This window comes from Arthrobacter sp. SD1074B, assembly GCF_056780195.1.
The window spans coordinates 49,317-69,549 of record NZ_JBRAZT010000001.1 but is presented as its reverse complement, the minus strand read 5'-3'; the positions used below and the strand labels follow the sequence as shown (position 1 = coordinate 69,549).

The 20,233-nt window shown below is 69.3% G+C and carries 21 protein-coding genes; 7 read left to right on the top strand and 14 right to left on the bottom strand.

The annotated features are described in order from the left end of the window. Positions 1–4: 4 nt before the first annotated feature. The gene (locus ACUYM2_RS00355; RefSeq protein WP_481598252.1) at positions 5–1,129 is read right to left on the bottom strand and encodes a glycerate kinase; all 1,125 of its coding nucleotides are present in this window, start codon (positions 1,127–1,129) and stop codon (positions 5–7) included. Between the two features lie 164 nt (positions 1,130–1,293). Here ACUYM2_RS00355 and ACUYM2_RS00350 point away from each other — a divergent pair, with 164 nt between their 5' ends. Next, a complete protein-coding gene (locus ACUYM2_RS00350; protein WP_481601362.1) occupies positions 1,294–2,055 on the top strand; it encodes a histidine phosphatase family protein in 762 nt (253 codons plus the stop codon). After that, positions 2,039–2,932, top strand: a complete 894-nt coding sequence (locus ACUYM2_RS00345; protein ID WP_481598251.1) for an NAD(P)H-hydrate dehydratase — start codon at positions 2,039–2,041, stop codon at positions 2,930–2,932. The genes ACUYM2_RS00350 and ACUYM2_RS00345 overlap by 17 nt, the downstream gene beginning before the upstream one ends. A 45-nt stretch (positions 2,933–2,977) precedes the next feature. Here ACUYM2_RS00345 and ACUYM2_RS00340 read toward each other — a convergent pair whose 3' ends face one another. The 6 genes from ACUYM2_RS00340 to ACUYM2_RS00315 form a co-directional block, all read right to left on the bottom strand. Continuing rightward, complete coding sequence (locus ACUYM2_RS00340; RefSeq protein ID WP_481598250.1) at positions 2,978–3,778, bottom strand: glycerophosphodiester phosphodiesterase family protein; 801 nt, start codon at positions 3,776–3,778, stop codon at positions 2,978–2,980. Between the two features lie 114 nt (positions 3,779–3,892). Further along, on the bottom strand, positions 3,893–4,135 hold the full coding sequence (locus ACUYM2_RS00335) for a hypothetical protein (protein WP_481598249.1): 243 nt from the start codon (positions 4,133–4,135) through the stop codon (positions 3,893–3,895). A 138-nt stretch (positions 4,136–4,273) separates the two neighbouring features. Beyond that, the gene (locus tag ACUYM2_RS00330) at positions 4,274–5,092 is read right to left on the bottom strand and encodes an HAD family hydrolase (protein WP_481598248.1); all 819 of its coding nucleotides are present in this window, start codon (positions 5,090–5,092) and stop codon (positions 4,274–4,276) included. A 111-nt stretch (positions 5,093–5,203) separates the two neighbouring features. Beyond that, positions 5,204–5,701 (bottom strand): YbhB/YbcL family Raf kinase inhibitor-like protein, encoded by a 498-nt coding sequence (locus tag ACUYM2_RS00325; RefSeq protein ID WP_481598247.1) that lies wholly within the window; start codon positions 5,699–5,701, stop codon positions 5,204–5,206. Positions 5,702–5,710: 9 nt separating this feature from the next. Further along, positions 5,711–6,676 (bottom strand): carbohydrate kinase family protein, encoded by a 966-nt coding sequence (locus ACUYM2_RS00320; RefSeq protein ID WP_481598246.1) that lies wholly within the window; start codon positions 6,674–6,676, stop codon positions 5,711–5,713. A 75-nt stretch (positions 6,677–6,751) separates the two neighbouring features. Further along, the gene (locus tag ACUYM2_RS00315; protein ID WP_481598245.1) at positions 6,752–8,125 is read right to left on the bottom strand and encodes an MBL fold metallo-hydrolase; all 1,374 of its coding nucleotides are present in this window, start codon (positions 8,123–8,125) and stop codon (positions 6,752–6,754) included. 195 nt (positions 8,126–8,320) lie between these two features. On the opposite strand from ACUYM2_RS00315, the gene ACUYM2_RS00310 reads away from it, so the two are divergent. Beyond that, the gene (locus tag ACUYM2_RS00310; protein WP_481601361.1) at positions 8,321–9,586 is read left to right on the top strand and encodes an MFS transporter; all 1,266 of its coding nucleotides are present in this window, start codon (positions 8,321–8,323) and stop codon (positions 9,584–9,586) included. A gap of 16 nt (positions 9,587–9,602) precedes the next feature. On the opposite strand, the gene nhaA is transcribed toward ACUYM2_RS00310, so the two are convergent. The 4 genes from nhaA to ACUYM2_RS00290 all read right to left on the bottom strand — a co-directional run bounded on the left by nhaA (position 9,603) and on the right by ACUYM2_RS00290 (position 13,993). Beyond that, positions 9,603–10,964, bottom strand: coding sequence for a Na+/H+ antiporter NhaA (gene nhaA / locus ACUYM2_RS00305; RefSeq protein WP_481598244.1), 1,362 nt, complete (start codon positions 10,962–10,964; stop codon positions 9,603–9,605). A gap of 77 nt (positions 10,965–11,041) precedes the next feature. Continuing rightward, the gene (locus ACUYM2_RS00300; RefSeq protein ID WP_481598243.1) at positions 11,042–11,737 is read right to left on the bottom strand and encodes a potassium channel family protein; all 696 of its coding nucleotides are present in this window, start codon (positions 11,735–11,737) and stop codon (positions 11,042–11,044) included. Beyond that, positions 11,730–13,121, bottom strand: a complete 1,392-nt coding sequence (locus tag ACUYM2_RS00295; RefSeq protein ID WP_481598242.1) for a TrkH family potassium uptake protein — start codon at positions 13,119–13,121, stop codon at positions 11,730–11,732. Before ACUYM2_RS00295 ends, ACUYM2_RS00300 begins: the two co-directional genes overlap by 8 nt. Before the next feature lie 77 nt (positions 13,122–13,198). Further along, positions 13,199–13,993, bottom strand: a complete 795-nt coding sequence (locus ACUYM2_RS00290) for an alpha/beta hydrolase (protein WP_481598241.1) — start codon at positions 13,991–13,993, stop codon at positions 13,199–13,201. 206 nt (positions 13,994–14,199) lie between these two features. On the opposite strand from ACUYM2_RS00290, the gene ACUYM2_RS00285 reads away from it, so the two are divergent. Further along, positions 14,200–15,306, top strand: a complete 1,107-nt coding sequence (locus ACUYM2_RS00285; protein ID WP_481598240.1) for a GTP pyrophosphokinase — start codon at positions 14,200–14,202, stop codon at positions 15,304–15,306. 43 nt (positions 15,307–15,349) lie between these two features. Here the strand turns inward: ACUYM2_RS00285 and ACUYM2_RS00280 are convergent, their stop codons facing one another. After that, positions 15,350–15,790, bottom strand: coding sequence for a protein-tyrosine phosphatase family protein (locus tag ACUYM2_RS00280; protein ID WP_481598239.1), 441 nt, complete (start codon positions 15,788–15,790; stop codon positions 15,350–15,352). Between the two features lie 129 nt (positions 15,791–15,919). Here ACUYM2_RS00280 and ACUYM2_RS00275 point away from each other — a divergent pair, with 129 nt between their 5' ends. Further along, positions 15,920–16,213, top strand: a complete 294-nt coding sequence (locus tag ACUYM2_RS00275) for a DUF4287 domain-containing protein (RefSeq protein ID WP_481598238.1) — start codon at positions 15,920–15,922, stop codon at positions 16,211–16,213. A 10-nt stretch (positions 16,214–16,223) separates the two neighbouring features. Here the strand turns inward: ACUYM2_RS00275 and ACUYM2_RS00270 are convergent, their stop codons facing one another. Further along, positions 16,224–17,747 (bottom strand): SulP family inorganic anion transporter, encoded by a 1,524-nt coding sequence (locus tag ACUYM2_RS00270; RefSeq protein ID WP_481598237.1) that lies wholly within the window; start codon positions 17,745–17,747, stop codon positions 16,224–16,226. Between the two features lie 176 nt (positions 17,748–17,923). On the opposite strand from ACUYM2_RS00270, the gene ACUYM2_RS00265 reads away from it, so the two are divergent. Then, positions 17,924–18,307, top strand: a complete 384-nt coding sequence (locus tag ACUYM2_RS00265) for a MerR family transcriptional regulator (RefSeq protein ID WP_481598236.1) — start codon at positions 17,924–17,926, stop codon at positions 18,305–18,307. Between the two features lie 117 nt (positions 18,308–18,424). Beyond that, a complete protein-coding gene (locus ACUYM2_RS00260; RefSeq protein WP_481598235.1) occupies positions 18,425–19,435 on the top strand; it encodes a bile acid:sodium symporter family protein in 1,011 nt (336 codons plus the stop codon). 138 nt (positions 19,436–19,573) lie between these two features. On the opposite strand, the gene ACUYM2_RS00255 is transcribed toward ACUYM2_RS00260, so the two are convergent. Further along, positions 19,574–19,999: a DsrE family protein gene (locus ACUYM2_RS00255; RefSeq protein ID WP_481598234.1), complete on the bottom strand. Its 426-nt coding sequence runs from the start codon at positions 19,997–19,999 to the stop codon at positions 19,574–19,576. Between the last annotated feature and the right edge of the window lie 234 nt (positions 20,000–20,233).

The following is a 20,233-nucleotide window of genomic DNA, read 5'->3' as shown; positions in this document are numbered from 1 at the left end:
CGGTTCAGGCCCCTTCGAGCACCTGGCTGGTTGCCCAGGCCAGGTACTTCGCACCCTTCGCGATGGCCTCGGCCGGGCTCGGCGCCACGTCCAGCAACTGGGCGGCGGCGACCACCCCGTGCCGGGCCAGGTCTTCGGGGGTGACGAGGATCCGGCCGGCGACCATAATCACCGGGATGCCCAGTTCGCGGGCGGCGTCTGCCAGGGCAATCGGCGCCTTCCCGGTCAGCGACTGCGAGTCCAGCGAGCCTTCGCCCGTGATCACCAGATCCGCGTCTGCGAGCTTGGCGGCGAGCCCGGTGAGCCCCGCGACGAGCTCGAACCCGCCCTCCAGTGAGGCGTTGCTGAAGGCCAGGAACGACGCCGGGAAACCCCCGGCCGCGCCCGCGCCCGCGACGTTGACGTCACGGCCGGTCGCCTGCCGCAGCACCGACGCCCAGTTGCGCAGCCCGGCGTCGAGCACTTCCACCGCCTCCTGGTCGGCGCCCTTCTGCGGACCGAAGACGTGGGCGGCACCGTCGGGTCCGTAGAGCGGGTTCTGCACGTCCACGGCAATCCTGAATTTGACGGCCGCCAGCCGCGGATCCAGGCCGCTGACATCGACGGCGGCCACCTCGCCGAGCGAGCCGCCACCGAGGGGAACCACGTTGCCGGCTGCGTCCACCGGCTTCAGGCCCAGGGCGCGCAGGGCGCCGCTGCCGCCGTCGCTCATGGCCGAGCCGCCCACGCCCAGCACGATCTCGGTGGCGCCGGCGTCCAGCGCGGCCGCGATCAGCTGCCCGCATCCGTAGCTGTGGGCGCGCAGGGCGTTCGCGGGCGTCGGCTCCATGTGCCCGAGCCCGGAGGCCTGGGCAGTCTCGATGACGGCGGTAGCGCCGCCGAAGGCGTCCCGGCGGATCGCCCAGGCCGCCCCAACCGGTGCCAGGATCGGCCCGACGACGGCGTTCAGACGCTCCTCGTACCCGGCGGCGACGGCTGCTTCCAAGGTGCCTTCGCCGCCGTCGGCTACCGGGAACTGGATGGTCTCGGCCTCGGGGTAGACGCGCAGGGCGCCCTCGGCAATGGCGGCGGCGGCCTCGGCCGCGGTCAGGGAGCCCTTGAACTTGTCCGGGGCGATCAGGATACGCATGGTTCCATCCTGCCAGCCGGCGCCGACAATTCCCTTCCGAGACAAGTCCGGGCGCGCGGGAGTAACGTGGGCACTTCCGGGCCGCCCGGGATCCTCCCGCGGACGGCCGTGGCAGCATCGGCCCGCGCCGCGGGCCCAGCGCGCAGGAGGTAGCGGTGAGCAACATGGGACACTCCGGCGGCAGCCGGCCCGGCATTACCGGGCTGGTCCTGGTCCGGCACGGGGAAAGCGAAGGCAACGTGGCCGCCACGCTCGCCCGGCAGACCGGCGCCCACATCATCAACGTGCCGGCGCGCGACGCCGACGTCGGTCTCTCGGACACCGGCCGGGAGCAGGCGCTGGCCCTGGGCCGGCTGCTGGCCCGCGTCCCCGAGGAGGGCCGCGGCGCCGTCTGGTCCTCCCCCTACGCGCGCGCCCGGCAGACCGCCGAACTGGCCGTCCAGACAGGCGGGTGGCGCGGACAGATCAGACTGGACGAGCGGCTCCGCGACCGCGAGCTGGGGATCCTGGACATGCTGACCTCCGCCGGCGTGGAGGCGCGGCTGCCGGAGGAAGCCCAGCGACGGCGGTGGCTGGGGAAGTTCTATTACCGGCCGCCGGGCGGCGAATCGTGGGCCGACGTCGTGCTGCGGCTGCGTTCACTGCTGGCCGACCTGGACCGCGACCACGCCGGGGAGGACGTCCTGCTGGTCTGCCATGACGCCCTCATCGTGCTGTTCCGCTACATCCTGGAGGGCCTCACGGAGTCCGAACTGCTGGACATTGCCGCCACGACCAGCATCCTCAACGCCTCCGTCAGCCGCTTTGTCCGGACCGGCGGGGCGGGGGCCTGGGTGCTGGAGAGTTTCAACATGGCGGACCACCTGGCGGAACAGGGCGTGCCCGTCACCGAACACGCAGGAGATGCCGATGTCCACCCGCGCTGAGTCCCCGGCCGTGGTGCAGGTGACACCGACGTTGCTGCGCGGCTGGCCGCTGCCCGGCGGCGGGTCCGGCAAGGACGACCGCGGCTCGGTGCTGGTGGTGGGCGGTGCCCGCAAGACGCCGGGAGCGGCCCTGCTCGCCGGCGTCGCCGCCCTGCGCTCCGGCGCCGGCCGGCTGACCTTGGCGGTGGCGGAGTCGACGGCGGTGCAGCTGGCCGTGGCCTTCCCCGAGTCCGGCGTCGTGGGGCTGCCGGAGACCGCCCGCGGATCGGTCAAGGGTTCCGGGGCCTCGCTGCTGGCGGACGAGGTCGGTGCCGCCGACGCCATCCTGGTCGGGCCCGGCCTGGATGACAAGGACGAGACCCTGGCGTTGCTGCGCGGCTTGCTGCTGCCGGGACGGTCGCGGCCCAAGCGCGGTCCCGCCGTCGTCCTCGACGCCTACGCCCTGGGCTGCCTGCCCGAGCTGGCCGGCGAGCTGAAGCCCTGGGCGGGACGGCTCATCCTGACACCCAACGTCACCGAAGCCGGCATCCTGCTGGGGCACGATGTTGGGAACCTCAAGCGGGACGTGCCGAAAATCGCTGAGACTTACCAGGCCGTCGTGAGCTGCCAGGGCATCATCGCGGAGCCGGGCGGGGACAGCTGGGAAATCACTACCGGACACAGCGGCTTGGGGACTTCAGGCAGCGGCGATGTGCTGGCCGGCGCCATCACGGGCCTGCGGGCCCGCGGCACCACCGACGAGCAGGCTGCCTGCTGGGGCTCGCACCTGCACGCCGCCGCCGGTGACCGCCTCGCCAGCAGGCTGGGAGGGCTGGGCTACCTGGCGCGCGAGCTCTGCGACGAGTTGCCGGCCCTGATGGTGGAACTCAGCAGTTGAACAGCACGCCGGCGCGCCACTCGCCGGGGAAGGATCGGCAGGGCGTCAGTCCCGCCACTGACCGCGCTCTTGCAGGACGGTCTTCAGCAGGTCCGCGCGGTCGGTGACGATCCCGTCGACGCCGAGGTCCAGCAGGCGGTGCATCTCGGCCGCGTCATTGATGGTCCAGACGTGGACGTGCAGACCATGGCGGTGGGCGCGCCGGACGAATCCCGCCGTCACCACCGGCACGGCCCCGTAGCGGACCGGGACCTGCAGGGCGTGCACGCCGCGCAGCGCACGGGCCGTCACCCGGCGCAGCAGGGCCGCCGGGAGCAGAGGACCCAGCAGCACGAAGAGGGCGTTGGACGCCATGCCGGCGGAACTTGCGGCGGGGCGGCTCAGGCGCCGCAGCACGGCGCGGCGCCGGCGGTCGGAGAAGCTGGCGATCAGAACACGGTCATGCAGGCCGTACTGCTCGATCGCCGCAGCCAGGGTGGCTACCGAGTTCCAGTCTTTGACGTCGAGGTTGAGCCGGATGTCGGGGAACTCCGCGACCAGCTCGGCCAGCAGCGGGATCGGCTCCGCGCCGGCGATCCGGGCCTGGGCCACCGTCGCGGCGGGAAGTTCGGAAATCCGCCCGCTGCCGTTGGTGACGCGGTCCAGGGTTTCATCGTGGAACAGCAGCAGGACACCGTCCGCGGTGGTGTGCACGTCCGCCTCCAGGTACCGGTACCCGAGGGCGACGGCGGCGCGGAACGCGGCCATAGAGTTCTCGGCGCCTTCCGGCGAGAAGCCGCGGTGGGCCATCGGCACGGGCGCTGCGGTGCCGCCGCCGTGGGCGAGGAAAGGGTGCGGTGCGGTCACTCCTGAAGCGTACCGGAGCCGAGCCCGATGGCCACTGACTCGCAGTTGTTGACGTTTTGAGGGCCCTAAAAGTCAGCAACGCGAGTTACTTGGGCTGGCTGTCGCGGACCAAGCTCAGCCGTGCGGCAGGATCTCCACCCCGTCACTGCAGTGCAGCAGGGTCCGGCCGCCGCCGTCGAGGTCCACCCATACCGTGGAGTGGTCCGGCGTTATCGCGTCCACGAACCCGCCGGTCTCGAACCCGGGCGAGAGGCGCACCCGGACCCGGTCACCCTGGCGCAGGCTCTTCCAGTGCGCGTCCGGGTCGACCCGCCGGAGCGGCTGGTCATCACTATGTCGGTTGCCGTATCTGGCCATGGGTGCCCCACCATCAGTCAAGAGATCCGTTCGGTCCTGCCAGCCTAAAAGGCCAAGGTGAACGGCAGTTGTCCGTCAGCTGGGAATCCCATGTCCGCCGGCCAGCCCGACAGCCCGGGCCCGCTGTCCCGGGGCGGGCTACGGGAGGCGGACTCCCAGCTCGGCGAGCTTGGCCTCGAGGATCTGGGCCACGCCGTCGTCGTCGAAATGCGGAGCCTGCCGGCCGGCGGCGCGGATGGCCTCCGGATGGCCGCTGGCCATGGCGTACCCGTGCCCGGCCCAGCGCAGCATCTCGATATCGTTGGGCATGTCGCCGAAGGCCACCACGTCCTGCGCCTCGACGCCCAGGGACGCGGCGTATTCGGCCAGCGTCACGGCCTTGTTGACGCCCGGCAGCGACAGCTCCAGCAATGCGATGTTGGGGGCGGAGTGCGTGGCGGCGGCAAGATGCGCGACGGCGGGCGAGACCTCGGCGAGAAAGTCGTCCGCGGTGCCCTCCCGGACGACCGCGAGGAACTTCACCACGGCGTCGTCGGGGGTAAGCGTGTCCTGCAGCGGGGCCGGCGTGAATTCGGCGAGCAATCCGCTCGAGCCGGTTCCGAGGAACCCCGGTTCCAGGTGGAAGCCGGTGAGGGTTTCCGCGGCAAACAGCGCGGACGGGCGCAGCCGCTGGATGATCCGGCGGGCCTCGAAGACGGCGTCGAGCTCCAGGGCGCGGGCGGACACCATCCGGTCGGCCTCCAGGTCCCACACCACCGCGCCGTTGGAGCAGATGACCGTCCCGGTGTGGCCCAGCTGCTCCTGCAGCGGATGCAGCCAGCGCGGCGGCCGGCCGGTGACGAACACCAGCTCCACGCCGGCGTCGCGGCAGGCGTGGAAAGCGCGCACGGTCCGGTCGCTGATGTGGCCGTCGTGGCCGAGGATCGTTCCGTCAATGTCACTTGCTACCAGCCGCATACTGCCAGTCTACGTTGGCTGCGGCGGGGCCATTTCGACGGTTCCCTGCCCGGCGGACGAGCGGAAACGTCGAGATGGGCGGGCTGGGTCCGGGGCGAATGACGCCGGGGATCAGTGCCGTTCGTAGAGTCCGGTCAGCGTCGCCCGGGCGAGGGTGTGCGGGCCGAGCTTGGATTCCAGCCTGGCCGGGGAGGCCGCGGCGTCGAGCCCCGACTTCTCCACGTTCAGGGCGTGCACCGTGATGACGTAGCGGTGCGGGCCGTGGCCCTTGGGCGGGGCAGCCCCCAGGTAACCGGCCGAACCGCCGTCGTTCCGGAGCTGGAAGGCACCCGCGGGCAGGCCGCCGCCGTGCCGCGCACCCGCGCCGGCGGGTAGCGACGTGCTGTCCGCGGGGAGGTCCAGCACGGCCCAGTGCCAGAAGCCGCCATGGCCGGGGGCGTCAGGGTCGAACATCGTAACGGCGTAGCTCCGGGTGCCGGCCGGCGCGCCGCTCCAGCGCAGCGGCGGCGATTCATCCTTGCCGCCCGGTCCGGTGGCCGCGCCGCGCTGGGCTGCCGGCAGGATCTGGCCGTCCTCGAAGGTGTCACTGCGCAGGGTGAAGTTTGCCATGGCTGCCTCTCAGTTGCTGGTTAGGCCCGCACTTTCGGGGTTAAGTTCCATCCGGTTCAGTTCGGCCCGGGTGGGCGGATTGGCGCCGGCGCGGGAGACCGTGACGGCGGCCGCCGCGGCGGCGTGGGCGAGGAGTTCACGCAGGCTCTCCGCGGAAAGGTCGCGCAGCTCGGGGCGGTTCTGCGCCCCGTTGAGGCCCAGGTCCACGATGCCCGAGAGCAGGGCGGCCATAAACGAATCGCCGGCGCCAACGGTGTCCGCCACCTTCACCGCAGGGGCCGGGGCATGCGCCTCGCCGGCGGCGTTAATGGCCCAGGGGCCCGCCGCGCCGCGGGTGACCACCACCATCGCGGGACCCTCCGAGCCGCCGAACGAGAGCCACCGGCGGGCCGAATCAAGCGGGTCCACGCCCGGGTAGAGCCATTGCAGGTCCTCGTCGGAGGCCTTGACCACGTCGGCGAGGGTGACGAACCTTTCGGTCTGGTGGCGCGCGTAGTCGGCGTCGGTGATGATGCTGGGACGGCAGTTGGGATCGAAGCTGACGGTCGTCGAAGGATGGGCGTGCTCGACGGCGGCGAGCACGTCCGCGGCGCCCGGCGCCAGCATGGTGGCGATCGATCCGGTGTGCAGCAGCGTGCTGCCCTGCAGCATGAACGGCAACCGGTCCGCGAGGCCGGGGAGTTCCCAGGCGAGGTCGAAGGTATAGCTCGCGGCGCCGTCGTCGTCGATCAGCGCGGTGGCCACCGACGTCGGCAGTTCATCCGGTCCCAGCGGCAGCAGCACCGAACTGGATTTCAGGTGCGCCGCGACGGATTCGCCGTAGGCGTCCCGGCCGTAGCGGCCGATGAACTGCACCGGGTGGTCCAGCCGGGCCAGTCCCACGGCCACGTTCAAGGGACTGCCGCCGACATGGGCCTGGATACCTGAGGAGCGCTGGACAACATCAACCAGGGCCTCACCAATGACTGTGAGCATGCTCATACTCTGCCAGAGAACCCGGCCGGGCGCCGCTGTGTTTCGCCGGTGCCAGGTCTGGTCCGGCTCGGTGACCTAGGTCGCGGCCTGAAGTGTCGCCTTGTCCACCGGCACCCCGGAGGCCTCGGCGTCGTCGAAGGACGCGTCGATCTGTACGACGTCCCGGCCGGCGCGCTGCAGCAGGCTGGCGGCGACGCCGGCCCGGTAGCCGGAAGCGCAGTGCACCCAGAGCCTGCCGACGGGCACCTCATCCATCCGGCCGAGCAATTCGTGCAGCGGCACGTTCACGGCGCCCGCGACGCGCGACGCGGCGAACTCGTCGGTGCGGCGCACGTCCAGGACGGCGTCGCCCTCGGCCCGGCCGCTGAGCAGCCCGTTCCAGTCGACGCGCGGATACGAGGCGAGCGCGGCACCGGGGGCCAGCGCGTGCGGCTCGGTCCCGACGGCGGCATCCGGGGAATCGATGCCGATCCGGGAGAGGTCGCGGATGGCGTTTTCGACGTCCTCGTGGGAGCCGACCAGGGTGAGCTTTTCGTCCCAGGGCAGCACCCAGCCCAGGAAGGTGGTGAAGCTCGAGCCGTCGCCGTACTCGAAGCTGACACTTCCTTTCAGGTGGCTGCGGGAGAACGCCACCCGGTTGCGCAGGTCCACGACCCATTCGCCGTCGTCGAGGCGGCGGTTGAGTTCCACAGGGTCCACCGACTCCGGGACCGACAGGTCAGCGGCGCCGGGACCTTCGACGTTGGACGGGCCCATGTGCGCGTAGTAGGACGGGTAGGCCGTGAGGTTGGCGATCAGTTCGCGGACAAAATGCTCTTCGTCCGGGTCCGTCAGGGCGTGGTTGCCGGTGAGCTGCTCGCCGATGGTTGATTCATCCGCCCCGGTGGCCGGACCCGAGGAACAGAACGAGCCGAACCCGTGGGTCGGGAACAGCGCGGCCTCCCGGTCGGCCTGCTGGACCAGGCGGCGGACCGAGGCGTACTGGTCGTGGGTCAGGCCGACGGTGTCCGAGGCGGCCACCAGGTCGGTCCGGCCCACGGAGCCGTACAGCAGGCTTCCGCCGGAGAAAACGGCCTGCTTTTCGCCGTCTTCAACGATGAAGGACAAGTGCGTATGGGTGTGGCCCGGCGTGGCCACGGCCTTGACCGTGAAGCCGCCGACCCGGACGGTCTCGCCGTCGGTGATCGGTGTTCGCTCGAACTTCACCGGATCGGCGGCATTGACCAGGTAGCTGGCGCCGTGTGCCCTGGCCAGCTCAAGGCCGCCCGTGACGTAGTCGTTGTGGATGTGGGTTTCGGCCACGTGCGTAATGGCGACCCCGGCCTCCCGGGCGGCCTGCTCGACGCGGTCCGTGTCGCGTTGCGGATCGATGACCAGCGCGACGGCGCCGTCGTGGACCAGGTAGCTGCGGTCCCCGAGTTGCGGGGTATAAATGACGATGACATCCATGGGTTCTCCTTCAAGGTCCGGCGGCGCGTGGCTCGCCACCCTTGGGTGGGTAACGGGGGACAACTGTGCCGCCACTTTCATCATGAAACCCCCGGGGGTATGGATGCAAGGGGTCCGGACCGCCACTGGGCGGGCCGCATACCCCGGGGGGTATAAAGTGGAGGGATGGCCCCCCTTGAGAGCACGAGCCCCGGCATGCCCGCTACGTCCCGGGCCGTCGGCCGGCACGCCGTCGTGCTGGGGCTGCGCCAAAACCTCGCCCAGTTCATGCTGCTGGTGGCCGTCAACGCCCTGGTAGGGGGCACCCTGGGCCAGGAACGCACAGTCCTTCCCCTGCTTGCCGGCGAGGTATTCCATCTCGACAAGTACACGGGCGCCTTGACCTACATTGTGGCCTTCGGACTGGCCAAGGCTGCCACCAATTACTTCGCCGGAACCCTCTCCGACCGTTTCGGACGCAAACCGGTGCTGGTGGCCGGCTGGCTGATCGCACTGCCCGTCCCGCTGCTGCTGATCTTCGGCACCAGCTGGTCCTGGATCGTGGCCGCCAACGTCATCCTGGGCATCAGCCAGGGGCTGACCTGGTCCACCACTGTGGTGATGAAGATGGACCTGGTGGGGCCGAACCGGCGCGGCCTTGCGATGGGCTTCAACGAGGCCGCGGGCTACCTGGGCGTCGCGGGCACGGCCTTATTCACCGGCTACCTCGCCGCATCCTACGGCCTGCGTCCGGCGCCGTTCCTGCTCGGCGCCGCTTACATCGCCCTGGGGCTGGGCCTGTCCGTGCTCGCCGTCAAGGAAACACACCACCACGCCAAAACCGAGGCCGCCAACCATGTCGACGCGCACAGCGGCGCCGGCGCGTCGCTCAGCACCCGCGAAATCTTTACCCTGACCAGCTTCCGGGACCGCTCGCTCTCCTCGGTCAGCCAGGCCGGGCTGGTCAACAACCTCAACGACGGCCTGGCCTGGGGCCTGTTCCCGGTGCTCTTTGCCGGTGCCGGCCTCTCGATCGAGCGCATCGGCATTCTCGCTGCCGTGTACCCGGCGGTCTGGGGTGCGGCGCAGCTGCTCACCGGCGCTGCCTCCGACCGGTTGGGACGCAAGTGGCTGATCGCCGGCGGCATGTTCGTCCAGGCCGCGGGCCTGGGCATGGTGGCCGGCGGCCGCGGCTTCGACGTCTGGCTCATTGCGGCCGTCCTGCTCGGCGTCGGCACGGCGATGGTCTACCCCACCCTGCTGGCAGCGATCGGCGACGTGGCCCACCCGCAGTGGCGGGCCCGTTCGGTCGGGATCTACCGCTTGTGGCGCGACGGCGGCTTCGCAGTGGGCGCGCTGCTGTCCGGGCTGCTCGCTGACGCCTACGGCATCCCGGCGGCCATCGCCGTCGTCGCCGTTGTGACCGCGCTGTCCGGCCTCGTCGTCGCGGTCCGGATGCGCGGCACCGACCACCACGCCTAGCCCGGCTGCGGGGCTGCTAGGACTCCGCGGCGTCCTTTTGGTAGACGTCGGGTATCCCGTCGTTGTCCGAGTCGCGCCGCTCCTCTACCTCGGCGAGCCGGTACTGCCGGTTCCGGGTCTTCAGCACCGCGCTGGCCAGCAGGGCGGCCAGCAGCGACGCCGCCAGGATGCCCACCTTGGCGTGGTCGTCGTGGATGCTGCCGTGGCCGAAGCTGAGTTCCGCCACCAGCAGCGAAACGGTGAAACCGATCCCGGCCAGGATCGAGACGCCGAAGATGTCGATCCACTTGAACGAACTGTCCAGCCGGGCCCGGGTGAGTTTGGTCAGCAGCCACGTCGTGCCCAGGATGCCGACGGGTTTGCCCAATACCAGGGCCAGGATGATGCCGACGGCGACCGGATCCGTCAGCGCCGAGCCAAGTCCCTCCCAGCCGCCGACGGCGACGCCGGCGGAGAAGAAGGCGAAGACCGGCACGGCGACGCCGGCCGAGATCGGCCGGAAGCGGTGCTCAAAGATTTCCGACAGCCCGGGACCGGCCTCCGGACCCCCGCTGGCCTGGGAGCGCAGCACCGGGATCGCGAAGCCAAGCAGGACGCCGGCCACCGTCGCGTGGATGCCCGAGGCGTGCACCAGCGCCCAGGTCGCCAGGCCCAGCGGCAGCAGGATGAACCACGCGGCGGGGGCCTTCAGCCCAAAGAAGCGCCGGTAGCGGTGCGCCAGGTAGGTGTACAGCCCCAGGGGCAGCAGGGCCAGCAGCAGGGGGACGATCTGGAGATCGCTGGAGTAGAAGACAGCGATGATCGTGATGGCGATCAGGTCATCCACCACGGCGAGCGTCAGCAGGAAGATCCGCAGCGCGCTGGGCAGGTGCGAACCAATGATCGCGAGGACGGCAACGGCGAAGGCGATGTCCGTGGCGGTGGGGATGGCCCAGCCGCGCAGGGTCTCCGGGCTGCCGAGGTTGATGACGGCGTAAATTACGGCCGGGACGACCACCCCGCCCGCGGCCGCGGCGACCGGCACGATCGACTTGTTCAACTGGCGCAGGTCGCCGGCCACGAATTCGCGCTTGAGCTCCAGGCCGACCAGGAAGAAGAAGATGGCGAGCAGCCCGTCCGCCGCCCAGGCCCCGAGGCTGAGGTTCAAGTGCCACGGTTCGTAGCCGACTTTGAAGTCGCGGAGGGCGAAGTAGCTTTCCGACGCCGGCGAGTTGGCCCACACGAGCGCGGCGGCGGCCGCGAGCACAAGCAGGGCTCCACCGACGGTTTCCTTGCGGAGGATTTCGCCGATGCGCAGGGATTCGGCATAGCTTCCGCGGCTGAAGAAGGTCAGGCGCGGTTTCCCGGGCCGGGGCGCGGGAGGAGGAGTGAGGCTCATGCGGGAGTCCTAAAATTTGGGTCGACTGAACTATGCCGACCAGACTTCCCGGCGCACCTGTCCCCAGTCTACTTCGGTTACGGCATCGTGCTGAATCGTTCCGCCTGCGACTTGGCGCCCTGGACGATGATCTGGTCTTCCTCATAGAGGACCGTTTGCGCTGTGGTGTGGCCCCAGGTACCGCCGGGACGCTTGACGGCCACCACGGTCACGCCGAATTTCTCCCGCAGTCCCACGACGCCGAGCGGGCGGTCCCGGACGACAGCCGGCGGGCCGGTCCGGATCATCACGAAATCGTCCTCGAATTCCACGTAGTCAAGGATGGAGCCGAGGACCAGGTGGGCCACCCGCCTGCCCATGTCATGTTCCGGCCGAATCACGTGCTCGACGCCGAGCTGGGCGAGAATTTCGGCATGGGGCTCGCTGATGGCCTTCGCCCAGATCTGCGGGCGCTGGAATTTTAGCAGCCGTGAGGTGGTCAGGATGCTGGCTTCAATGTCGGAGCCGATGCCCACCACTGCGCGGTCAAACTCGTGCACGGACAGCTGGCGGAGCACCTCTTCCTTGGTCGAATCAGCCCTGACCACGTGGGTGAGGCGCCCGTTGAAGGACTGGACAATGTCCTCGCTGGCGTCCACCCCGAGGACTTCGGTCCCCTGGGCCTCGAGCTCCAGCGCCAGGGAACCGCCGAAGCGGCCGAGGCCAATGACCACCACCGAGGACGCCTTGGCGCTGGCGGCCGCGGTGCGGGCGGCAAAAATGTTCTTAGCCAATGAGCGGCCTTTCTTTGGGGAATTCGTAGAGCAGCGGCCGCTCGCGCAGCGCCAGGGCGGCTCCGAGGGTCACCGGTCCCAGCCTGCCGACGAACATCAGCAGGATCAGGACCAGCTGGCCGGCCGGCGGCATGGCGGCGGTGATGCCGGTGGACAGGCCGACTGTGGCGAAGGCGGAGACGACTTCGAAAAGGATCCGTTCCTGGCCAAAGTCGGTGACCAGCATCAGGAACATGGTGGATCCGACCACCAGGGCGATCGCGAGGAGCACCACGGTGATCGCCTGGCGGTGGACGGCCCGGGAGAGCCGTTTGCCGAAGATGTTGACGGCCGTGCCGCCCTGGAGTTCGGTGGTGAGGATGAAGAAGAGCACGGCGAAGGTGGTGATCTTCAAGCCGCCGGCAGTTCCGGCCGGGCCGCCGCCGATGAACATCAGGATGTCCATGCCGAGCCAGGACACCGGATGCATCTGCGAGATGTCAATGCTGTTGAAGCCTGCGGTGCGGGTGATGGCGGACTGGAAGAAGCCGGCGAGCATGCGGTCGCCGGCCGGCAGCGCGCCGAGGGTGGCCGGGTTGGTCCACTCCACCGCGGTCAGGAAAACGGTCCCGCCGACAAGCAGCACCGCCGAGCCGACCAGGACCAGCTTGGTATTCATGCCCCAGAAGACCGGGCGCCGGTACTGCCGGACCAGTTCAAAGAGGACAGGGAAGCCGAGGCCGCCGATGATCACCGCTGCCGCAATCGGCAGGCACACCCAGGGGTCCCCGACGAAACCCATCAGATTGTCCGAATACAGGGCGAAGCCGGCGTTGTTAAAGGCCGATACGGCATGGAAGACGCCACGCCACACGGCCTCGGCGGGCGGGTAGCCGTAGCCGGCCATAAAGCGCGCCGCGAGGATCACGGCCAACAGCGTTTCCACGATCAGGCTGATGCCCAGAACCCCCACCAGCACCCCGCGGACGTCGCCGAAGCCGGTGCTCTTGGTCTCCGCGGCGGCGGACAACCGGGATTTCAGGCCCAGCCGGCGGGCAGTCAGGACGCCGAGCAGGGTGCCGAAGGACATCACGCCGAAACCGCCGATCTGGATCAGCACCAGGATGACCACCTGGCCGAAGCCGCTCCAGAACACCGGCGTGTCCACGGTGCTCAGGCCCGTAACGCACACGGCCGATGTGGCCGTGAAGAGGGCTTCCAGGAAGGTGGCCCCGCCGTCGCCGGTCTTGGCCACCGGCAGGGAGAGCAGCCCGGTCCCCGCGGCCACGGCGCCGGCAAAGCCCAGGACGATCACCTGGGCGGGATGGCGGGGCGCGAACGCGCGCGCGAACTTGGTGAAGCCCGCCACGGGGGCACGCAGCACCGCGGGAACTTTCACAGGCATGGGGCCACGCTATCACCGGCGCCCGGCCCCATCACGCGGGCGCTCCCGGGGCCCATCACGATGCCCCTTCAGCCGGTTCAGCCCAGCAGTTGCTGCACGAGTTCCCGGCACTTCCGGTAGGCCGCCGCCTTCGGGTCGATCAGGGCGAAGTGGTCGCCAGGGACCTTGAGGAACTGCACCGGGGCGCCGCCGGCCTTGGCCGCGGCGGAGTAGGCCTCGGACTGGCTGACCGGGACGGTGTCGTCCTCGGTGGTGTGCACGGCGTAAATCGGCACCCGCAGCGGCGCGGCGCTCATGGGGTCGGCATATTTATGCCGTTTGGGGTATTTTTCCGACGATCCGCCCAGGAAGTTGCTCACGGCGCCGTTGCTCAGGTTCAGCCGCTCGGCCTCGGCCAGGTTCAGCAGCCCGGATTGGCTAACGACGCCGGTGAGGTGCACCGCGGCGTTGTCGTCCTTGCGGAGGAGCTGGCGGTCCGCGTCCGGGGCGCCGAGCTGGCTGAGCCGGCTCCGGCCGGCCGCCCACACGGCCAAGTGCCCGCCGGCGGAGTGGCCGAGGGCAACGACGCGGTCCAGGCTGAGGCCGTGTTCGCCGGCGACGTCACGGAGCTTGTCGATCCCGGCGAGGACATCCGCGAAGGTGTGCGGCCAGCCTCCGCCGTTGCCGGCCCGGCGGTACTCCAGGTTCCAGGCGGCCACGCCGTGGGCGGCGAGGTCCTTGGCCAGCGGTTCGCCGAGTTCGGCGCCGTACTGCGAACGCCAGTAGCCGCCGTGGATGACCACCACCACTCCCCTGGGCTCGGCCGCATCCGGGAGGAAGAGTTCCCCCCACTGGCTCGGGTCGTCGCCGTAGTGGTACTTCTGCCGCTTCACTGTGTCCTCCTTGGGGCCCGGTGAGCAAGCAGCGACCGCCCCCAGTGTCACCGCCGCTGCGGTCGCGAAGAAAGTCCGACGCCGCACATCAGCCATGTGCAGAGCCTACCGCGGGCGCCGCGCGGCACCGTTGAAGGCGGCTCCGGATTGCCGGCACAACCGCCACCTCCCGGGTAGATGTCACAGCTGCGCCGTAAGCTAGGCCCATGGCTAGCAACTGGGATCGCCTGGACCCCGCACTGCGCGAATCCGTGCAGGAGAACGTGGAACTCTATGAGCGGGTCCGTCCTGCCCTGAAGCTGGTGACCAGGGAAGTGCTGCTGTCGCTGCGGGCCATGCTCAAGGGCACCGAGGTGACACCGCTTTTTGTGACCGGCCGGACCAAGACCGTGGAGTCCTTCCGCGAGAAAATCTCCCGCATTGAGGAGCCGCTGGAGCCGGGCGGGCCGCCCGTGCTGAAGTTCCCGGATCCGTTCCGCACGCTCAATGACATGGTCGGCATCCGCGTCATCACCAAGCTCCCGGCCGAAAACGCCGTCGTCGCCAACCTGATCAAACGCCAGCGCCAGCTCTTCGACTGCCGCGGCGACCGGGAGAAGGACATCGGTTCGATTGAATCCGGGACTTACGGCTATTCGAGTCGGCACCTGATCCTGCGGACCATCCAGAACGAGGTTGTCAAGGAATACCAACACGTCTTCAACCCGGACGTGCAGCCCAACGGCAGCTACTTCTTCGAATGCCAGATCCGGACGGTCTTTGCGCACGCCTGGAGCGAAATCGAGCATGACATCAGGTTCAAGGCCGAGGATCCGCGCGCCTGGACCCCGCATTTCGACCGGCAGTTCACCGCCACGGCCGCCATGCTGGAAACCGTAGAGGGGGCGTTCGCCGACCTGCACGAACGCTACGAGGAGGTCCGCAGTTACTGGGATATGGACGGAGAGGGCGCCGCGCAGCTCACGCCCAACCGGATCCGCGACGTCTGGCGGACCCTCCTGCCGCACGTGGACCGGAAGGTGGATGACGACTGGGGCTGGGCGGCCGAACTGATGGCCGCGCACGGCCTGAACCAGACCGTACAACTGGCCGGCCTGCTCAGCGCCAACCGCATTACCGAGGTCCGCAAGGCCCTGGACCACCGCTACTCCCCCGGCCCGGACCGGCTGCTCGACGACCTGCTGCTGTGGCAGTACGGAACGGTGCACATCGACCTCACCGCTGAACCTGCCGACGCCGTCCCGCACCCGCGGCGCGACAGCCTGTTGCGGCGGCTCAAGCAGATTGAGCGATACCGGCTCACCCAGGGCTAAAGGCCGGAGGGGCTGCCCGGCGTCGCTCGGAGATTTCTGCGCGTCAAGGACCGGCGCCGTGGAACCGCGCAACGTAGCGCCGCTGCCACGGGGTTTCCACAGCTCCGCGTCGGTAATTCCGCCGCACGAAAGCGACGGCGTCGGCGGGCGGAACGCCGTCGAGCACGGCAATGCAGGCCAGGGCCGTGCCAGTCCTGCCGCGCCCACCCCAGCAGGCGACCTCAACCCGCTCCGTTTCCGCACGCCGCCACGCCTGGCGAAAGGCGTCCAAGGCATCGGCGTCGTCGGCGGGCACGCGGAGGTCCCGCCAGCGGACCCAGCGGGCGTCCCACTCCACCGGCCGCGGACGGCGGCCCAGCAGGTACAGCCCGAAGTCGGGCCGCGGCCCGGGCGGAAAAGGCGCCAGCAGGCCACGGCCGCGGATGAGGCGCCCGGAAGGAAGACTGAGCACACCGGGCTGGCCCGGCTCCCATGTCTGCGCCATACTTCCGAGCGTAGCCCTTCCCGGAATCCGGTTGAAGGATCCCGGATTAGGGCCCTACGGGTCTGGCGGTAGCCGACCCCGGTCCTTAGAGTGGCCCGAACTCCAAGAACCGCTGAAGGGAATCCAAGGATGTCATTCCAGGCGTACCTCGACACGATCGAGGACAAGACCGGGCTTACTCCCCGCCAACTCCTCGAGCTTGCCCGGCAAAAAGGCTTCGCGGACACGCCCGCGCAGGCCGGCGAGATCCTCGACTGGCTGAAGACGGACTACGGGCTGGGCCGCGGCCACGGCATGGCCCTGGTCCACGTCATCCGGCAGGGGCCGGGCATCAGCAGCAAGCACGTCGGGGCCACCGGCGCGCACAGCGACGAGTCGGACACGCTCTGGCTTGACGGCAAGGCGTCGAAGCCAGCCTCCTAGCAGCCGGCTGCTAGTGGCCGGCGCCGAGCTTGCCGCCGAGGCGTTCGCGCATGAGGACGCTGGCGTCGTTGAGCCCGACGATCCGTACGTCCTTACCGTGGTGGCGGTATTTCTCGGTAATGGCGTCCAGCGCGGCGATCGTGGACGCGTCCCACAAGTGCGACGCGTGCATGTCGATGACAACGTGCTCGGGGTCCAAGGCGTATTCAAACTGCGTGTAGAGATCGTTTGAGGAAGCGAAGAACAACTCGCCGTCCACCACGTAGGTGGCCGTTTCCCGCCCGCCGGTGGTCTTGACGGAGCGTTCGACGGTGACGAAGTGGGCGACGCGGCGGGCAAACATCACCATCGCGACGAGAACGCCGACGCCGACACCGATGGCCAGGTTGTGGGTGGCGACCGTGACGATGACGGTGGCGACCATGACGGCGGTTTCGCTCTTGGGCATCATCCCTAGGGTCCGCGGACGGATGCTGTGCCAGTCGAAGGTGGCGACAGAGACGAAAATCATCACGGCAACGAGTGCGGCCATCGGGATCAGCGAGACGATGCCGCCCAGGGCCACCACCAGGATCAGCAGGAAGACGCCGGCGAGGAAAGTGGAGATCCGGGTGCGGGCGCCGGAGGCCTTGACGTTGATCATGGTCTGGCCGATCATCGCGCAACCGCCCATGCCGCCGAAGAAGCCGGTGACGACGTTGGCCACGCCCTGGCCCCACGCCTCGCGGGTCTTGTGCGAGCGGGTGTCGGTGATGTCGTCGACGAGCTTGGCCGTCATCAGCGATTCGAGCAGCCCGACGAACGCCATCGCGAGGGCGAAGGGGAAGATGACCTGCAGTGTCTCAAGGTTGAGCGGTACGTTCGGGAGGAAGAGTGTCGGCAGGGAGTCGGGGAGTTCGCCCTTGTCCCCGACGGTGGGGACGGCGATGGCGGCGAGGACGGTAATGAGCGTCAGCACCACAATCGCTACCAGCGGGGCCGGGACGGCCCTGGTCAGTTTCGGCAGCCCGAAGACAATGACCAGGCCCAGTGCAGTGAGCGGGTATACCAGCCACGGGACACCGAGGAGTTCGGGGACCTGGGACAGGAAGATCAGGATGGCCAGGGCATTAACGAAGCCCACCATCACCGAGCGCGGAATGAACCGCATCAGCTTCGCCACGCCTGAGAGGCCCAGGATGATCTGGAACACGCCGGCCAGGATCACGGCGGCCACGAAATAGTCGACCCCGTGGGATTTCACCAACGGGGCGATCACCAGGGCAATCGCGCCGGTGGCGGCGGAAATCATGGCCGGCCGGCCGCCGACGAAGGCAATGGTGACGGCCATGGTGAAGGAGGCGAACAGCCCGATCCGGGGATCGACGCCGGCGATGATCGAGAAGGCGATCGCCTCCGGGATCAGGGCCAGCGCAACGACGAGTCCGCCCAGGACTTCGGTCTTGAGCCGGCGCGGGGACATGAGGGTCCCACGGACGGACTGCAGCTGTTCGGGCGTGAAGGCCGGGGCGTCCCCGGCGGTTTGGACGGCCATTGCTGGCTCCGTTCATGGTTAAGAAGACGCGCCGCAGCGGTTTCGTTTTGCAAATGAATGAGGGGGCGCAGCGTCGCGCCGGAAAGCGGGGGAGCTGGTCTTGACGGTCTCACCCCACAGCTAAACCCTACCCTAACGTGATGGTAGGGTTGGAATCGAACCGGACAGAGGGGCTCATGACAGCGAAAACCACCAGCACCATGCACATCGGCGAACTGGCAGAACGCACCGGGCTGTCCCTGCGGACCATCCGGCATTACGACGACGTCGGGCTCCTGCCCGCTTCGGCCCGCACCGACGGCGGTTTCCGGGTCTATTCCGAAGCCGACGCAGCGCGCCTGATGCTGATCAAGCAGATGAAGCCGCTGGGTTTCTCCCTCGAGGAGATGGCGGAAATCCTCGGCCTGCTCGCCTCGGAAGGTCCCGGCACGGACGGCTCCGGCCCCCACGCCCGGCTGGCCGAATTCCTGGAACGGGCCCAGCACCAGCGCGCAAAGATGGCCCGCAACCTCAGCCAGGCGGACGAGTTCATCGCGATGCTGGGCAACCGAACCGCCTGAACCCGCGCGCCTGGACTTCGTGCCTGCGCCCTGCACCGCAGCCATAAATCTGACATACTCGCCCGCCCGCCGGTCATAAAGTGGCCGGACCGCGGACGCCGGTGGCACCATGCTTGGATGCTTGAGGCAACCAAATCCCCAGAGTCCGCGCCGGAGTCCCGCACTGACGCGGACACTCCGGTTAATCCAGCCCTCGCCGCCGAGGCCAAGATCGCCCGCATCGCGGTGACCGTGTTTCCGCTCCTCGTAGTGGTCGCCGGCGTCGCCGGCTTCCTCCTGCCGGGCGCGTTCAAGCCGCTCGCGCCGAGCGTGCCGTACCTGCTCGGCATCATCATGTTCTGCATGGGCCTGACCCTGACTCCGCCGGACTTCGCCTCCGTGGCCAAGCGTCCCTGGGCCGTGGTGCTGGGCATCGTGGCGCACTACATCATCATGCCCGGCGCCGGGTGGCTGATCGCCCAGGCGCTGCACCTCGAGCCGGAGCTCGCCGTCGGGCTGATCCTGGTCGGCTGCGCGCCGTCCGGCACGGCCTCGAACGTGATGGCGTTCCTGGCCAAGGGTGATGTGGCCCTCTCCGTGGCCGTCGCTTCCGTGTCCACGCTGATCGCCCCGATTGTCACGCCGCTGCTGGTGCTGTTCCTCGCCGGATCCTACCTGCAGATCGACGCCGCCGGCATGGTGCTGGACATTGTCAAGACCGTGCTGCTGCCGGTAATCGCCGGCCTGCTGGCCCGCCTGTTCCTGAAGAAGGTCGTCGCCAAGGTGCTCCCGGCCCTGCCTTGGGCCTCCGCCGTAGTCATTTCGCTGATCGTGGCGATCGTCGTCGCGGGCAGCGCCAACAAGATCGTCGCCGCCGGCGGCATCGTCTTCCTCGCCGTGGTGCTGCACAACGGGTTCGGCCTGGGACTCGGCTACCTGGCCGGCAAGCTCGGGCGCCTGGACGACAAAGCCCGCCGCGCCCTGGCCTTCGAGGTGGGCATGCAGAACTCCGGCCTGGCAGCGACTCTGGCCACCGCGCACTTCAGCCCGCTGGCCGCGCTGCCCTCCGCTGTGTTCTCGCTCTGGCACAACATCTCCGGCGCCATCGTGGCCGCTTGGCTGGCCCGCCGCCCGCTGCGCGACGCCTGAGACCCACCGGGCGATTCCCGGTCCTGAGGCCCCGGTCCTGGCGCTTCCCCATCGATTGCTCCGTAACTGCCGTTTTCAACCCTCTTAACGGCGGTTATGGAGCAATCGACGCCGGCGGACCGCCGACGTCGGCGGCCGTCACAGGCGGACGTATGCCCATCCGTCCCACTGACGCCGGGCAAGATGCGCGATCGCGGCAGGAACGACGCCGACGCCGGGCAGCAGACGCTCGGCCGACACGTCCGCGGAGCGCAAGCTGTTCCCGCAGGCCAGCACCCGGACGCCATGGGCGAGCGCGGCAGAGACCGCAGCCCGCTGCTCCGAATCCTCCGCCAGCAGGGCAACCCCGGGTCCCTGGATAACCGCTTCGACCGGTACCCCTGGTCCCAGGGCATCCACCGCGTTCTGGCTGCTTCGCAGCACTCCGGCCAGCGCCCCGTCCGGCAAGGGCCCGGCCCCGTGGGCCACGAGTCCGCAGGGCCCCGGCCCCGCCGGCTCCCCCGGACGGCTCAGGTCGTTTTCCGCCGAGCCCCGTGGCTCGTTTTCGGCGGCAAGCTCAGACACACAATCTCCTTTGGCGCGAACGGATCCGGCCGCTGCAGGGCGGGCCTGGACATACCGTGCATGCTAGCGGCCCACCGCCGCAAATGTACAGACATTCAGCAGCGGGCCCGCGGCCCCGCTAGCCGCGGACCGCCCACCTCACCCTTGGCCAGCACCCCCGCGACCGCCCTGCCGGTGTTGTACAGGGCGACGGTTGTCACGTAGCCTCACTAGGACATTAAATGTCTAAACATT

What these genes read in the sequence shown, in the direction of transcription:
- ACUYM2_RS00335 (WP_481598249.1), bottom strand. Translation starts at nt 4,135, where the DNA reads ATGGCCAGATACGGCAACCGACATAGTGATGACCAGCCGCTCCGGCGG.
- ACUYM2_RS00330 (WP_481598248.1), bottom strand. Translation starts at nt 5,092, where the DNA reads ATGCGGCTGGTAGCAAGTGACATTGACGGAACGATCCTCGGCCACGAC.
- ACUYM2_RS00355 (WP_481598252.1), bottom strand. Translation starts at nt 1,129, where the DNA reads ATGCGTATCCTGATCGCCCCGGACAAGTTCAAGGGCTCCCTGACCGCG.
- ACUYM2_RS00320 (WP_481598246.1), bottom strand. Translation starts at nt 6,676, where the DNA reads ATGCTCACAGTCATTGGTGAGGCCCTGGTTGATGTTGTCCAGCGCTCC.
- ACUYM2_RS00295 (WP_481598242.1), bottom strand. Translation starts at nt 13,121, where the DNA reads ATGCCTGTGAAAGTTCCCGCGGTGCTGCGTGCCCCCGTGGCGGGCTTC.
- nhaA (WP_481598244.1), bottom strand. Translation starts at nt 10,964, where the DNA reads ATGAGCCTCACTCCTCCTCCCGCGCCCCGGCCCGGGAAACCGCGCCTG.
- ACUYM2_RS00315 (WP_481598245.1), bottom strand. Translation starts at nt 8,125, where the DNA reads ATGGATGTCATCGTCATTTATACCCCGCAACTCGGGGACCGCAGCTAC.
- ACUYM2_RS00280 (WP_481598239.1), bottom strand. Translation starts at nt 15,790, where the DNA reads ATGGCGCAGACATGGGAGCCGGGCCAGCCCGGTGTGCTCAGTCTTCCT.
- ACUYM2_RS00270 (WP_481598237.1), bottom strand. Translation starts at nt 17,747, where the DNA reads ATGGCCGTCCAAACCGCCGGGGACGCCCCGGCCTTCACGCCCGAACAG.
- ACUYM2_RS00265 (WP_481598236.1), top strand. Translation starts at nt 17,924, where the DNA reads ATGACAGCGAAAACCACCAGCACCATGCACATCGGCGAACTGGCAGAA.
- ACUYM2_RS00275 (WP_481598238.1), top strand. Translation starts at nt 15,920, where the DNA reads ATGTCATTCCAGGCGTACCTCGACACGATCGAGGACAAGACCGGGCTT.
- ACUYM2_RS00310 (WP_481601361.1), top strand. Translation starts at nt 8,321, where the DNA reads ATGCCCGCTACGTCCCGGGCCGTCGGCCGGCACGCCGTCGTGCTGGGG.
- ACUYM2_RS00285 (WP_481598240.1), top strand. Translation starts at nt 14,200, where the DNA reads ATGGCTAGCAACTGGGATCGCCTGGACCCCGCACTGCGCGAATCCGTG.
- ACUYM2_RS00350 (WP_481601362.1), top strand. Translation starts at nt 1,294, where the DNA reads ATGGGACACTCCGGCGGCAGCCGGCCCGGCATTACCGGGCTGGTCCTG.
- ACUYM2_RS00325 (WP_481598247.1), bottom strand. Translation starts at nt 5,701, where the DNA reads ATGGCAAACTTCACCCTGCGCAGTGACACCTTCGAGGACGGCCAGATC.
- ACUYM2_RS00260 (WP_481598235.1), top strand. Translation starts at nt 18,425, where the DNA reads ATGCTTGAGGCAACCAAATCCCCAGAGTCCGCGCCGGAGTCCCGCACT.
- ACUYM2_RS00345 (WP_481598251.1), top strand. Translation starts at nt 2,039, where the DNA reads ATGTCCACCCGCGCTGAGTCCCCGGCCGTGGTGCAGGTGACACCGACG.